Origin of the sequence: Clavibacter californiensis, from assembly GCF_021952865.1 — a bacterium.
Lineage (GTDB): Bacteria > Actinomycetota > Actinomycetes > Actinomycetales > Microbacteriaceae > Clavibacter > Clavibacter californiensis.
Genome location: NZ_CP040792.1, coordinates 95,108 through 108,394, shown reverse-complemented (window position 1 = coordinate 108,394; position 13,287 = coordinate 95,108). Strand labels below are relative to the sequence as shown.

Genomic DNA, 13,287 nt, shown 5'->3' with positions numbered 1-13,287 from the left:
TGCGCCCACCGGCACGACGATCCGTCCAGGCTCGTCCGCGGATCCGGTCACGACGACCACGTCCCGGTCGGTGCATGGACGCGGATGCACGGTCCGCCGCAGAGGACCCAGCCCCGGCGAACCCCGCGCGCACCGAGCGGGCGCCCACGAGAGGAACCACCATGAGCATGGAAGGCGTCGCCTGGAGCTCGCTCTACAAGATCTCCAGCGCCCGCGACGGGTCGCGCGGGATCTCCCGCGAGTCCGTGAAGCGGATCATGACGTTCGCGGTGCCGTACCGGGCGAAGCTGCTCGTCTTCATCGGGCTGTCCGTCGTCGGCGCGTTCCTCGCGGTGGCGACCCCGGTGCTCGCCGGCCAGGTGGTCGACGTCATCGTCGCCCGCGGCGAGACCGCCACGATCGTCCGGCTCGCCGTCGTCATCGCGCTCGTGGCCGTGGCCGACGCCGCCGTGTCGCTCGTGACGCGCTGGTTCTCGGCGCGCATCGGCGAGGGCGTGATCCTCGACCTCCGCACCGCCGTCTTCGACCACGTCCAGAAGATGCCCATCGCGTTCTTCACCCGCACGCGCACCGGCGCCCTGGTGAGCCGCCTCAACAACGACGTCATCGGCGCGCAGCAGGCCTTCAGCGGCACGCTGTCGGGTGTGGTCACGAACGTCGTGTCGCTGATCCTCACCCTGATCGTCATGCTCAGCACGTCGTGGCTCGTGACCGTGCTCGCGGTGATCATGCTCCCCGTGTTCCTGATCCCCGCACGCCGCATGGGCGGTCGCCTCGCCGCGCTCCGCCGCGAGGCCGCCGACCACAACTCCGCCATGAGCACTCAGATGACCGAGCGCTTCTCGGCACCCGGCGCGACCCTCGTGAAGCTGTTCGGCCGCCCGGACGAGGAGTCCGCGGAGTTCCGCGTCCGTGCCGCCCGCGTCCGCGACATCGGGGTCCGCACCGCGATGCTGCAGTTCGTCTTCGTCACCGCGCTGATGCTCGTCTCCGCCCTCGCGCTCGCGCTGGTCTACGGGCTCGGCGGCGCCCTCGCGCTCGGCGGGCAGCTCGACACCGGCGAGGTCGTCACCCTCGCGCTGCTCCTGACGCGCCTGTACGCGCCGCTGACCGGCCTGGCGAACGCGCGGGTCGAGATCATGAGCGCGGTCGTCAGCTTCGAGCGCGTCTTCGAGGTGCTGGACCTCGAGCCGCTCATCCAGGAGAAGCCCGACTCCGTCCGCGTCCCCGAGGGCCCGGTAGCGGTCGAGTTCGACGACGTCCGCTTCGCCTACCCGTCGGCGGACAAGGTGTCGCTCGCCTCGCTCGAGGAGGTCTCGACGCTCGACACACGCGGCGGCGAGGAGGTGCTGCACGGCGTGTCCTTCCGCATCGAGCCGGGGCAGACCGTCGCGCTCGTCGGCACGTCAGGCGCCGGCAAGTCCACGATCGCGCAGCTCCTCTCGCGCCTGTACGACGTCGACAGCGGTGCCGTGCGGCTCGCGGAGACCGACGTGCGCGACGTGACCTTCGCGTCCATGCGGCACACGCTCGGCATGGTGACCCAGGACGGCCACCTCTTCCACGAGACGATCCTGTCCAACCTGCGCCTCGCGCGGCCGGAGGCCACCGAGGACGAGGTGTGGGACGCCGTCCGACGCGCGCGGCTCGAGCCGCTCATCCGCTCGCTGCCCGACCAGCTCGACACCATGGTGGGGGAGCGCGGCTACCGGCTCTCCGGCGGCGAGCGCCAGCGCATGACCATCGCGCGGCTCCTGCTCGCCCAGCCGCGCGTCGTGATCCTCGACGAGGCGACGGCGGCGCTCGACTCGACGTCGGAGGCCGCGGTGCAGGCCGCGCTCAGCGAGGCGCTCGAGGGGCGCACGGCCCTGGTGATCGCCCACCGGCTCTCCACCATCCGCCACGCGGACCTGATCCTCGTGGTCGAGGACGGCACGATCGTCCAGCGCGGCACGCACGAGGAGCTGCTGGCCGCGGGCGGCCGGTACGAGGAGCTGCACCGCACCCAGTTCGCGGTGCAGAAGGCCGTCGCGGCGGATGCGGAGTCGGCGCTGGGCTGATCCGGGCTCGCCCCACGCGGGCTCAGCTCACCAGGGGCTCAGCTCACCGGGGCTCCCGTCACCCGAAGACCCGCCGCACCACGTCGTGCTCCTGCTCGAGGCCGTCCCACTCGTCGGATCCGTCGGGCCGGGTCGACTCGTTGACCATCGCGAGCGCGCCCTGGTAGCCCGCGTCCTGCAGCACGCGGAGGGAGCGGGCGTAGTCGACGTCGTCGAGGCGGCCGGCTTCGTCGCGGTGGGCCTTGGCATGGCAGGTGACCGCGTGCGGCGCGATGCGGGCGAGCTGCTCGTGCTTGTGGGGCATGGTCCAGTTGCCGAGGTCGATGAGGAGGCGCACGTCGACGGCGTCGGCCAGGAGCGCGAGCACCGCGTCCGCGTCGGGCAGCAGCTCGCGCCAGTTCTCGGTGACGACCGCGACGGCCGGGTGCGCGGCGGCCAGCCGCGACAGACGCCGCGCGCTCGACGCGAGCAGCTCGGGCGTCGGTGCGCTCCGGCCGGCGACGACGCGGGCGTGGTGCGCGCCGAGCGTCTCGGCGTCGTCGAGCTGGTCCGAGATCCACCGCTCGTGCAGGTCGGCATCGGTCGGGTGCGTGAGGTCGCCGTCGTCGACGAGGAACGCGTCGAGCGTGATCCCCGACGCCGCGAGCGACGCGCGCAGCTCCGCGAGGTAGCCGGCGTCCCGCGTCGGCAGCTGGAAGTGGGTGATCTGCACGGCCCGGTAGCCGCGCCGCGCGAGCTCGGCGGGCAGGTCGAGGAGGTTGAGCGCGTCCGCTGCTCGGCCGCCTGCCGTGCTCGGGCCGGATCCATCGGGCCCGGGGACGCGCGGCCGCCCGAGCGTCCCGTCGAGGGACCACGCGTGCACGGCCTTGTCGGTCGGACGGGTGGACGCGGTGGGACGGTCGGCGCCGGTCGGCCCGGCGGCCCCGGTCGGCCCGCTCACCGGATCGCTCCGCGGTCGTCGTCGCTGGCGGTCATGCGGCCTCCCGGGTCGCCCGCGTCGGCGCGGGGCATGCGTACGATCGTAGGCGCGGGCATCCGCCGCGTCACGGCCGATCACGGGTCGAGCCGGTCGCGCGATCGCCCGACCACCCCGACCACCGCCCGATGAGGAGCGCCATGGACATCGTCGTCTGGAACGAGAACGTGCACGAGAGCCGGGGGGACGCGACCGTCCTGTCGCACTACCCGGACGGGATCCACGCCGTCGTCGCGGACGGCCTCCGCGAGCTGCTGGGCGACGACGCGCGCGTGGGCACCGCGACCCTCCAGGAGGATCAGCACGGCCTCACCGAGGAGCGCCTCGCCGCCACCGACGTCCTCTACTGGTGGGGCCACGTCGCGCACGGCGAGGTGTCCGACGAGGTCGTCGCGCGCGTGATCCGCCACGTGCACGCCGGCATGGGCCTCGTCGTCCTGCACTCCGGCCACTACTCGAAGGTCTTCACGCGCCTGATGGGCACGACGTGCTCGCTCAAGTGGCGGAACGACGGCGAGCGCGAGCTGGTCTGGACCATCGCGCCGCAGCACCCGATCGCCGCCGGGATCCCGCACCCGATCGTCATCGACCGGCAGGAGATGTACGGCGAGCAGTTCGACATCCCGCGCCCCGACGAGGAGGTGTTCCTCTCCACCTTCGCGGGCGGCGAGGTCTTCCGCTCGGGCGTCGCGTACCACCGCGGGCGCGGCCGGGTCTTCTACTTCTCGCCGGGTGATCAGGAGTACCCCGTGTACCACCACCCCGACATCCGCCGCGTGCTCGCGAACGCCGCCCGCTGGGTCGCGCCGCGGGACGGCCGCGCCGACCTCACGGCCGACGAGCACCGGCGCGACTGGTTCCTCGCCCGATGAGCGCCGCGAGCGACACGCCCGCGACTCCGGCCGCCGCACCGAAGCCCGGCCCGGCGCACGCGCCCAGTCCGGCCGGGTCGCCCGCGCCCGCGGCCTCCCACTCCGGCCCCCGCGTCCGCGTGATCCACGTCGGCCTCGGCGGCTGGGGCGGCGACTGGGCGCGCAACGCCGTGCCCCGCGTCGCCGAGATCGAGGTCGCCGCGATCGTGGATCCGAGCGAGCCCACCCGCGAGAAGGTCCGCGCGCTGCTCGGCCTCCCCGCATCCGCTGCCTTCGCCTCGCTCGCCGACGCGCTCGCCGCGGTGGAGGCGGACGCCGTCATCGTCACGGCTCCGGCCGTCACGCACGCCCCGCTCGCGCTGGAGGCGCTCGAGGCGGGCAAGCACGTGATCGTCGAGAAGCCGTTCGCGAACTCGACCGCCGAGGCCGCCGCCGTGGTCCGCAGGGCTGAGGAGCTCGGTCTCATCGTGCAGGTCAGCCAGAACTACCGCTGGTACCCGGCACCGCGCCGCGTGCGCGAGCTGCTCGCGGCCGACGCGCTGGGCGAGGTCGCGACCATCGAGATCGACTTCCGCCAGTGGGACAACGACGAGCCCGACGACTACCCGCACTACCGGTTCCCGCAGCCGATCATCAACGACATGGCGATCCACCACTTCGACCTGATCCGCATGGTCACCGGCCGAGAGGCCGTGCGCGTGTTCGCGCGCACCAGCCGCCCGTCGTTCAGCCACTACCGCGACCCCGCGGTCGCCTCCATGGTCATCGAGCTGGAGGGCGGCCTGATCGTCGACTACCGCGGCAGCTGGCTGCACCGCGGACCGGTCACGCCGTGGGCGGGCGAGTGGCGCATCTCCGGCGAGGACGGCGAGCTGACCTTCACGAGCCGCGGCGAGGGCGTCTCGGCCGACCGGGTCGGGATCCGGGACGCGGACGGCTCCGAGCGCGAGCTCGACCTCGAGACCCTGCCGCTCATCGGCCGGGCCGCGGGCCTGCGCGCATTCGCCCTCTCGATCCTCGGCGGCCCGCCGCCCGAGACGAGCGGCCGCGACAACCTCGGCAGCCTCGCGCTGATGGAGGCGGCGGGCCGTTCCGCGGAGTCGGGCCTCTTCGAGGACGTGCGCGACCCGCTGGCGGGCTAGGCCGCGCGGCGGGGATGCTGCTCGGCGTCACCCAGGAATAGCCGGGCGGCGTCCCGCATTGTGATCCGCGAGGCCCGACGCTGTGCCGCATCCCCGACATCGACCGAAGGATTCGCCATGACCCTCACCGAGGACGCCACCACCTCCGCATCCACCGCCCGCACCGCCGACACCGCCGTGCCGATCGTGCGCGAGCTCGACGCCCGCTGGAGCCCGCGCTCCTTCGACGCGGAGGCCACCGTCTCCGACCAGCAGCTCGACGCGCTGCTCGAGGCCGCGCGCTGGGCGCCGTCCGCCAGCAACCACCAGCCGCGCCGCTTCATCGCCGCCCGCCGCGGCACGCACGCGTTCGACACCATCGTCGACGCGCTCGTCGGCTTCAACGCCGCATGGGCCGTGAACGCCTCCGCGTTCGTCGTCGCGATCGCCGAGACCTCCACGGTCGAGGGTGAGAAGCGCCCCTACGCCGCGTACGACCTCGGCCAGGCCGTCGCCCACCTCTCCGTCCAGGCGCAGGCTGAGGGCCTGCACACGCACCAGATGGCCGGCGTCGAGTTCGACGAGCTGTCCGCCGCGTTCGACCTGCCCGAGAACCTGCAGCCGCTCACCGTCACCGCGGTCGGCACGGTCGCGCCCGCCGACGCGCTCGAGGGCCCGCTCGCCGAGCGCGAGACCGCGCCGCGCTCGCGCCTCCCGCTCTCCGAGCTGGTGCTCGTCCGCGAGTAGCCGCCGCTCACGACAGCGGCCGCCGACCCACGGGTCGGCGGCCGCTCGTGCGTCCGGGGCACGGCACCCGGGGAGCAGGTGTCAGCCCCCGAGCACGCGCCCGATGAGGTCCTGCACGAAGGGGATCGCGTCCTGCACCTGGTCGACGCTCGCGATCACGGTGGCGACGAGCGGCCACGCGGATCCCACGAGCGTCGCCACCACGGCGGAGACGGCGGCGACCCAGGCGACGCGGCCGTCCCGGGTGCGGGCGGCGATCCCGAGCATCACGACCGCGACCACCAGCGACACGCCCACGCCGAGCGCGATGAGCGTCACGGGCACGTCGAGCTGGCCGGCGGTGGCCGCGTCGGCCGCGCCGATGAACCCGAGCACGGGCAGCAGCGCGACGACCACGACCACGATCACCACGACGAGGCCGGTGACGGCGGCGGCGCGCGTGGCCCGCGGGCGGCGGCGGAGGACGGGGCCGGCAGCGCGGGCGCTCATCGCGCGGCTCCGCGGACGTCGGCGCCGACGGCCGCCGCACCGCCGGCTACCGCGCCGGTCGGGCGGGGGGATGCGGATGCGGTCTGCGCGGCACGGGATCCGCGGGTCGGGTCGTTCATGGCTGCTCCTGTCGGGTGGTGCGTCACCCAGCAGACGGGACGGGGCCGCCGATCGTCCCGCCCGTCCAGGAGGCGCCCAGCGGGGAGCGCCAGACGTTCGCTCCGCGGATGCGGCCGGGTCCCCGCGGTTCGCTCGACGGATCAGGCGGGGGCGAGCGCGGGTCGCGTAGAGTCCGGCACGCCCGCCGTCCCCGATCCCCGGAGCACCCCCATGACCGAGATCCTCGACTACGTCCGCACCTGGCTCGACCACCGCGTCTGGCAGACCCGCGTCCCCGGCGCGCAGGTCGCCATCGCCCGGCACGGCGAGGTCGTGCTGTCCGAGGCGTTCGGCGTCGCGGATCCCACCACCGACGCGCCGCTGACCCCCGCGCACCTCTTCCGGGTCGCGTCGCACTCCAAGTCGTTCGCCGCCGCTGCCGTCCTCCAGCTCGCCGAGCAGGGCGCCCTCCGCCTCGACGACACGCTCGGCCAGCACGTGCCCGAGCTGGCGGAGGCGGGATCCGAGCTCGCCGACGTCACGATCGCCGCCCTCCTCGAGCACGGCGCGGGCGTCCTCCGCGACGGGTTCGACGGCGACCACTGGCAGCACTCCGGCCCGTTCCCCGACCGCGCGCACCTGATCGCCATCGCGACCTCGCCCGGCATCGCGAAGGTCGCCCCCGACACCGCGTTCAACTACTCGAACATCGGGTACTCGCTGCTCGGCCTCGTGATCGAGGCGGCGTCCGGCCTGTCGTTCGCGGACTACCTCGCCGAGCGGATCGCCGCACCGCTCGGCCTCCGCGACACCACCGCCGAGTACGTCCCGGAGCGCGCGGACGAGTACGCGGCCGCGTCCACCTCGCTCCGCACGTCGCGCGAGCGCACCGTCCTCCCGCACGTCGACACGCGCGCCATGGCCGCGGCCACCGGGGTCACGAGCACCGCGTCCGAGCTCGTCACCTTCTTCTCCGCGCTCGTGCTGCCCGACGACGAGCGGCTCATCTCGGCCGCGTCGAAGCGCGTCCAGCAGCGGCCGCGGTACTCCTCCAGCACGGATCCGGCCGGCACCCGCCGCTACGGCTACGGCCTGATCATCGAGCGTGTCGGATCCGGCGCCCACGAGGCCACGGTCGTCGGCCACTCGGGCGGGTACCCCGGCCACATCACGCGCACGGCGGTGGATCCCGCGAGCGGCTGGGCCGTCACCGTCCTCACGAACGCGATCGACGGCCCCGCGAGCGCGCTCAGCACGGGCATCCTCGAGCTGCTGCTCGCCGACTCCGCCGCCACCGAGGAGGAGCGCGCCGCGGTCGACGCGCCCTTCGCCGGCCGCTTCGCGAACGTCTGGGGCCTGCAGGACCTCCAGGTGATCGGCGACCGCTTCCTCCGCATCGACCCGACCGCGGAGCACCCGCTCGAGTCCGTGGACGTGCTCGAGCGCACGGGCGACTCCTCGGCGCGCATCGTCGAGGGCGACGGCTTCGGATCCGTCGGCGAGGAGGTCACGGTCGACCGGGCGCCGGACGGCTCCGTCGACCGGATCCGCGCGGGCGGCGGCATGACGCTGGAGCCCTGGACCCGGGTGATGGTGCCGCGGTCGCGCGCCTGAGGCCGTCCCGCGAGCAGGCGGCCGGGCGCGAACCGCCCGGCCACCTCCGCTCCACCTCCCGGAAGGGTCCGCGTCACGCGTGATCCGTACGGTGCCGGAGGCCGCACGGCCGCCCGCTCCCGACGAGAGGCACGATCATCCCCACCCCGTTCCGGCGTCCCCGCGCCCGTATCGCGACGCTGCTGTCGTCCACCGCGATCCTCGGCCTGCTGCTCACCGGCACCGGCGTCACCGCCGCGACCGCCGCCGACGCATCCACCGCGTCCACCAGTGCCCCGGCCATCGCGCCCTTCGACCAGGCCGCGCTCGACGCTCCGTACCCGTCGAACAGCACCTACGACTTCGTGCCGATGCTCGACCAGTTCACCTCGCTGAAGGCGAACCGGCCCGACATCATGAAGCTCAACGACACGAAGACCATCAGGATCAACCAGGCCGCCACGAAGGCGCAGTCGGCCCGGGCGATCATCGACCAGTACGCCGACATGTCCATCACGATGTCGGACGGCCTCGGCAAGAACCTCGGCGAGATCTACCGCACGGCGCGCGAGGCGGGCCAGCTCCCGAAGACGGACGCGCTGCTCGCCAAGAACGGCGGCCTCGTCGGCAAGTACTCCTCCACCAACCCGGTGAAGACGTACTTCGCCAACCCGCGGCCCTACGTCGCGTTCCCGCTGAAGCTCAAGCACCGCGACAAGCCGAACGGCAACGCGTGGGCAGGGAAGGACGGCTCGTACCCGAGCGGCCACACCTCGCAGGCGTTCTGGCAGGGCACGGCGCTCGCGACGATGCTGCCGGAGCTCGCCCCGCAGATCCTCGCCCGCGCCTCCGACGCCGGCAACAACCGCATCATCATGGGCGCGCACTACCCGCTCGACGTGATGGCGGGCCGCATGATGGGCCAGAAGATCGTCGAGCGCCGCTGGTCCGACCCCGAGTTCCGCACGCTGTTCGAGCAGGCGTCCACCGAGCTGCGCACCGTGCTCGAGGCCAAGTGCGGCGCGACGCTCGCGGTCTGCATCGCGAAGGACAAGGCGTACCTGACCACCACGCAGGCGCTCGAGGTCTACGAGCAGCGCATGAGCTACGACTTCCCGCGCGTCGGCGACACGGGCCAGCCGATCACGGTCCCCACGGGCGCCGAGTCGCTCCTGATCACGAGCCACCCCGACCTCACGCCCGAGCAGCGCCGCCAGGTGCTCGCGCTCACCGCGATCGACTCGGGCGAGCCGCTCGACGAGGGCACCGAGGGCAGCTGGCAGCGCATCGACCTCCCGGCCGCCATGGCCGCGAAGGTGGTCGTGACGGCCGACGGCACGGTGTCGCTGGTGAAGACCGGGAAGCGCTGACCGGATCCGATTCCTCGCGAGAGAGGGGCGGGTGGCCGATGGCCGCCCGCCCCTCTCGGCGTCACGCGGGCGCCCGCGAGGCTCAGGCCGGCACGCGACGTCGGCGGCGCAGGAGTCCCGCGGCGACCACGATCACGCCCACGACGGCGAGTCCCGCGGCGATGGCGAGGTTCTCGGCGAGGGTGTTCACCCCGATGCCGGCCGTGCGGACCGCGCCGAGCGCCTGCGGAGCGGGGTCGGCGGGCGCGGCGGCCGGGGCCTCCGCTGCCGCGGGCCTCGGCTCCACATCCGCGGCCAGCTCCGGCGTCGTCCCCGGCGGGACCCGGTGCCCGGTCGCCTGCTCGTACGCGTAGGCCATCGCGAGCAGGTCGCCGTCGTGGCTGCGGGGCGCGGCGAGCTCGAGGCCGACGGGAGCGCCCGCCGAGGTGAAGCCGGCGGGGACGGAGATCGTCGGGATCCCGGTGTTCGCGCCGACGTCGCAGAACGTGGTGCCCGCCCAGGTCGGCGTCGCGCTGGTGGCGCTCGTCGGCATCGCGAGCGCGTCGATGCCCTGCTCGACGAAGAACGCGTCCATCGCCGTCTTCCCCGCGTCCTGCTCCGCGATCGACCGGTCGTAGTCGGGGTTCGGGACGTCCTCGTGGCCGAGGAAGTAGGCGATGTCGCTGTCGGTGAGCGCGCTCGGCCGGTCGGCCATCACGTCGGCGAAGGAGAGCACGTCGGCGGGTGCGGTGCGCGCCGCCACGCGCGTCGACCAGGTGGCGGGCGTCTCGCGGAGGAACCGGTCGATCGCCGGGCGCATGTCGCGCCACCCGCCGCTCCGCAGCGTCTGCTCCACGAACTCCTGCGTCAGCGGCACCTCGACGACCTCGGCGCCCTGGGCTTCGAGATCGCGCACTGCCTGCTCCATGAGCGCGGTCGTCTCGGCGAGGCCCGGCTTCTCGGGATCCTCCGGGATGTCCCAGCGCACCCAGCCGATCCGCTTCCCGGCGAGCGCCGCGGTCGACAGCCCGGAGACGTACGCGTCGGTGTCCTGCTGGTCGGCGATCTCCGTGAGCGGATCCGCCGGGTCGCGCCCCGCGAGCACCTCCGTGATCAGCGCGGCGTCGGCGACCGTCGTGGTCATCGGGCCGGACACGTCCTGCCGTGGCGACAGCGGCACGATGCCGGCCGTGCTCGTGAGGCCCATCGTCGGCCGGAAGCCCACGAGCGACTGGTGCGCGGCCGGCCCCAGGATGGATCCGCACGAGTCCGTGCCGAGGCCCGCCGGCGCGTACGCGGCCGCGACCGCCGCCGCCGTGCCCCCGCTGGATCCGCTCGCGCTCCACGACCGCTCGTACGGGTTCGCCGTGCGGCCGCGCGCGGAGCTCAGCGTGTACGTGCCGTGCCACGCGAACTCGGACATGTTCGTCTTCGCGAGGATGATCGCTCCGGCCGCCCGCAGCCGCGCGACCGCGGTGGAGTCAGCCGCCGTGCGGTAGTCGCGGAGCGCCGCGCTGCCGACGGTGGTGGGCATGTCGGCCGTGGCGTGGTTGTCCTTCACGACGATCGGGACGCCGTGCAGCGGCCCGCGGATCGTGCCGGCAGCGCGCTCCGCGTCGAGCGTGGCGGCGGTCGCGAGCGCGTCCGGGTTCGTGGTGATGACCGCCTGGAGGCCCGGCCCGGCGGCGTCCCGGTCGTCGTACGCGGCGATGCGCGCGAGGTAGGCGCGGGTCAGCACGACGGAGGTGGTGGATCCGGCGTCCAGGAGCGCGACCGCGTCGGCGACGCCCAGGTCGACGACGGCGGGGGTGCTCGCCGCGGGCGACGCGGACGGGGTCCCGGCGTCGGCGGATGCTCGGGCCGGGTCCGCCGCGATCCCGCCGCCCGCCGCCAGGCCGACCGCGAGCGCCGCCGCGGCGAGGGAGCGACCGCCTGCGTGGATCCGGGCACGGGCGCGGCGACGAGCGGGCATGCGGATCCATCCAGGCGGGGGAGATGTGTCTCCCCAGTCTGGGAATCAGGTGTTGCCGGGGCGTTTCGGCCGCGGGACGATCCCGGGTCAGCGCTGCTTGGGGAAGACGATCCAGAGGATCAGGTACAGCAGCACCTGCGGGCCCGGCAGCACGATCGAGAGCACGAACAGCAGGCGGACGAGGAAGCGGCTGATGCCGAAGCGGTCGGCGAGGGCGGCGCAGACGCCGGCGATGATCTTGCCGCGACGGGGACGGGTGAGGGAGGCCATGCATCGAGCATGGCAGGGGCGGCTGCGTCGCCGCCAGACGGGCGCCCCTGCGATCCGCGGCTGGGCAGCCCGTGCGAATGACTGGATTCCCTCGCTTACCGGAATTAGCGTCGAAGCATGAGGATCCGAACCCTGCCCCTGGTCCTGATCGCCTCGTCCGCGGTCGTCCTGACGTCGTGCTCGAGCCCGGAGGAGGTCGCGCCCGTCCCGCTGCCGGTGCCCTCGTCCGTCGCGACCTCGGCCGCCTCGGGGTCCGCCGCCGAGGGCGGCACCGCCGAGACCGCCACCGCCGAGACCGCCCTCGTGGCCGGGTACCTCGACGCCGTCGCGGCGGGCGACGTCGACGCCGCGTGGGCCATGCTCACGCCCGAGGCGCAGGCCTCGGCGGGATCCCGGGAGTCGTACGTCTCCTACTTCGGCCGGGCCGGGACCGTCTCGCCCGAGGAGGCGGAGCGGCTGCGCGCCGTCGATCCCGTCTCGGCGGAGGGGCCCGAGGGCGCGTTCACGCTGGTGTCCGCGGTGGACGGCGACCTCGCCGATGCCTGGATCGTGCGCGAGACCGACCAGGGGCTCCTGCTCGACGACCACGTCGTGCCCCCGACCGGCGCGACGCCCTACGAGTGGCAGAACCCGGCGGCCGGGCCCGAGGAGTCCGTCGACCCAGCGCCCGCGGTCGACACCGCGCGCCCGATGTCGGTCGCGTTCGCCGCCCCGGAGGACGGCACGGAGGACGGCGGGCTCATCGGCTACCCGGACACGGCGTGGGCGTGGATCGACGGCGGCGAGGTGCCCGTCGCGCTCGCCGCCGCGGGATCCGGCCGCCTGCTCGAGCTCGACACCTCGGCCTGGACCGACGACGACGAGACGCCGGATGCGGTCACGCTCGTGTGGCAGGTCGGCGGCGACTCGCTCGCCTGGCGCAGCACGACCGTCGCGGCCTGACGCGGCGGGCCCGCGGCGACCCGCCACGGCCCGCGCCGCCCGCGAACGGCTCCCCGAGAGTTCTCGCCCCCGATGCTTTGGGCCCAAACCCATGGTGCAATACTCGAAAGGTCGAGCCGGGGCTCGGCGTCTCCCCGCGACGCTGCGGGTGAGGGCCGTGCGTGGCCCGAGGAGCCGCCGTCGTCCCATCACGCGGAGGGGTCGGATGGAGCAGCACCGCTCGGCCCTGCCCGTTCGCGTCGTCGCCGCGTTCCACGCCGCCCCGAGCCGCGCCGCCGGCGTCGAGCTGCTGCTCGCCGCGCTCCTCGACGCGTCGTCCGCGACGGGCGCCGCCGTGATGCTGCCGCGCGCGTCCGGCGTCGCGGTCACGGGGGAGAGCGGCGCCGTCCTCGGGGCGCTCCTCGCCGGGCCCGTGCCGCCCCTCGGCTCCCAGCTGCTGCTCGTCGCGCTGGACGCCGCCGCCGACGCTCGCCCGGATGCGGGCGGCGCCGTCGCGCTGCACCGCGCGACCGGCGCGCTCGGCACGGCCGACCGCGCCGTGGCCGAGGAGGTCGCCGTGCACGCGCGCATCGCGCTCGCCGCCTGGGACACGGCGGACGACCTCGCACGGGGTCTCGCATCGCGATCCGTCATCGGGCAGGCGCAGGGGATCCTGATGGAGCGCTTCTCGCTCGACGCCGACCGGGCGTTCCGGGTGCTCCGCCGCCACTCGCAGGACGGCAACGTGAAGCTCGTGGACGTCGCGCGCCAGGTCGTGCAGACGGGCGCGCTGCCGAAGGCCTGAGCGGATCCGCCGG

The 13,287-nt window shown here is 74.3% G+C and carries 12 protein-coding genes; 8 read left to right on the top strand and 4 right to left on the bottom strand.

Annotated elements, in window-relative coordinates; genetic code table 11:
• The first annotated feature begins 161 nt into the window (after window positions 1–161).
• Window positions 162–2,060, top strand: coding sequence for an ABC transporter ATP-binding protein (locus FGD68_RS00550; RefSeq protein WP_119373581.1), 1,899 nt, complete (start codon window positions 162–164; stop codon window positions 2,058–2,060).
• 58 nt (window positions 2,061–2,118) lie between these two features.
• Here the strand turns inward: FGD68_RS00550 and FGD68_RS00545 are convergent, their stop codons facing one another.
• Window positions 2,119–3,000 carry a sugar phosphate isomerase/epimerase family protein gene (locus FGD68_RS00545; RefSeq protein ID WP_237609649.1) on the bottom strand — a complete coding sequence of 294 codons (882 nt, stop codon included), beginning with the start codon at window positions 2,998–3,000 and terminating at the stop codon, window positions 2,119–2,121.
• Window positions 3,001–3,176: 176 nt separating this feature from the next.
• Here FGD68_RS00545 and FGD68_RS00540 point away from each other — a divergent pair, with 176 nt between their 5' ends.
• The 3 genes from FGD68_RS00540 (at window position 3,177) to FGD68_RS00530 (ending at window position 5,776) form a co-directional block, all read left to right on the top strand.
• Window positions 3,177–3,908 (top strand): ThuA domain-containing protein, encoded by a 732-nt coding sequence (locus tag FGD68_RS00540; RefSeq protein WP_119373860.1) that lies wholly within the window; start codon window positions 3,177–3,179, stop codon window positions 3,906–3,908.
• Window positions 3,905–5,050 carry a Gfo/Idh/MocA family protein gene (locus FGD68_RS00535; protein ID WP_237609648.1) on the top strand — a complete coding sequence of 382 codons (1,146 nt, stop codon included), beginning with the start codon at window positions 3,905–3,907 and terminating at the stop codon, window positions 5,048–5,050. Before FGD68_RS00540 ends, FGD68_RS00535 begins: the two co-directional genes overlap by 4 nt.
• Window positions 5,051–5,167: 117 nt before the next feature.
• Window positions 5,168–5,776 (top strand): nitroreductase family protein, encoded by a 609-nt coding sequence (locus FGD68_RS00530; RefSeq protein WP_119373746.1) that lies wholly within the window; start codon window positions 5,168–5,170, stop codon window positions 5,774–5,776.
• An 81-nt stretch (window positions 5,777–5,857) separates the two neighbouring features.
• Here the strand turns inward: FGD68_RS00530 and FGD68_RS00525 are convergent, their stop codons facing one another.
• Window positions 5,858–6,265 (bottom strand): hypothetical protein, encoded by a 408-nt coding sequence (locus FGD68_RS00525; RefSeq protein WP_237609647.1) that lies wholly within the window; start codon window positions 6,263–6,265, stop codon window positions 5,858–5,860.
• Window positions 6,266–6,595: 330 nt separating this feature from the next.
• Between FGD68_RS00525 and FGD68_RS00520 the strand changes: the two genes are divergently transcribed.
• The gene (locus FGD68_RS00520; protein ID WP_119373619.1) at window positions 6,596–7,978 is read left to right on the top strand and encodes a serine hydrolase domain-containing protein; all 1,383 of its coding nucleotides are present in this window, start codon (window positions 6,596–6,598) and stop codon (window positions 7,976–7,978) included.
• A gap of 350 nt (window positions 7,979–8,328) precedes the next feature.
• Complete coding sequence (locus tag FGD68_RS00515) at window positions 8,329–9,327, top strand: acid phosphatase (RefSeq protein ID WP_119373621.1); 999 nt, start codon at window positions 8,329–8,331, stop codon at window positions 9,325–9,327.
• A gap of 82 nt (window positions 9,328–9,409) precedes the next feature.
• Here the strand turns inward: FGD68_RS00515 and FGD68_RS00510 are convergent, their stop codons facing one another.
• Together FGD68_RS00510 and FGD68_RS00505 are read right to left on the bottom strand one after the other, a co-directional pair.
• Window positions 9,410–11,278, bottom strand: a complete 1,869-nt coding sequence (locus FGD68_RS00510) for an amidase family protein (RefSeq protein ID WP_237609646.1) — start codon at window positions 11,276–11,278, stop codon at window positions 9,410–9,412.
• A gap of 87 nt (window positions 11,279–11,365) precedes the next feature.
• Window positions 11,366–11,548, bottom strand: a complete 183-nt coding sequence (locus tag FGD68_RS00505; RefSeq protein ID WP_012039344.1) for a PspC domain-containing protein — start codon at window positions 11,546–11,548, stop codon at window positions 11,366–11,368.
• Window positions 11,549–11,665: 117 nt separating this feature from the next.
• Here FGD68_RS00505 and FGD68_RS00500 point away from each other — a divergent pair, with 117 nt between their 5' ends.
• Window positions 11,666–12,490, top strand: coding sequence for a hypothetical protein (locus tag FGD68_RS00500; protein ID WP_147361805.1), 825 nt, complete (start codon window positions 11,666–11,668; stop codon window positions 12,488–12,490).
• A 205-nt stretch (window positions 12,491–12,695) separates the two neighbouring features.
• Window positions 12,696–13,274, top strand: coding sequence for an ANTAR domain-containing protein (locus FGD68_RS00495; protein ID WP_104235951.1), 579 nt, complete (start codon window positions 12,696–12,698; stop codon window positions 13,272–13,274).
• Window positions 13,275–13,287 lie beyond the last annotated feature (13 nt).

Coding starts and splice junctions, on each gene's coding strand:
- FGD68_RS00510 (WP_237609646.1), bottom strand. CDS start 11,278: ATGCCCGCTCGTCGCCGCGCCCGTGCCCGGATCCACGCAGGCGGTCGC.
- FGD68_RS00525 (WP_237609647.1), bottom strand. CDS start 6,265: ATGAGCGCCCGCGCTGCCGGCCCCGTCCTCCGCCGCCGCCCGCGGGCC.
- FGD68_RS00530 (WP_119373746.1), top strand. CDS start 5,168: ATGACCCTCACCGAGGACGCCACCACCTCCGCATCCACCGCCCGCACC.
- FGD68_RS00540 (WP_119373860.1), top strand. CDS start 3,177: ATGGACATCGTCGTCTGGAACGAGAACGTGCACGAGAGCCGGGGGGAC.
- FGD68_RS00505 (WP_012039344.1), bottom strand. CDS start 11,548: ATGGCCTCCCTCACCCGTCCCCGTCGCGGCAAGATCATCGCCGGCGTC.
- FGD68_RS00550 (WP_119373581.1), top strand. CDS start 162: ATGAGCATGGAAGGCGTCGCCTGGAGCTCGCTCTACAAGATCTCCAGC.
- FGD68_RS00535 (WP_237609648.1), top strand. CDS start 3,905: ATGAGCGCCGCGAGCGACACGCCCGCGACTCCGGCCGCCGCACCGAAG.
- FGD68_RS00500 (WP_147361805.1), top strand. CDS start 11,666: ATGAGGATCCGAACCCTGCCCCTGGTCCTGATCGCCTCGTCCGCGGTC.
- FGD68_RS00520 (WP_119373619.1), top strand. CDS start 6,596: ATGACCGAGATCCTCGACTACGTCCGCACCTGGCTCGACCACCGCGTC.
- FGD68_RS00495 (WP_104235951.1), top strand. CDS start 12,696: ATGGAGCAGCACCGCTCGGCCCTGCCCGTTCGCGTCGTCGCCGCGTTC.
- FGD68_RS00515 (WP_119373621.1), top strand. CDS start 8,329: ATGCTCGACCAGTTCACCTCGCTGAAGGCGAACCGGCCCGACATCATG.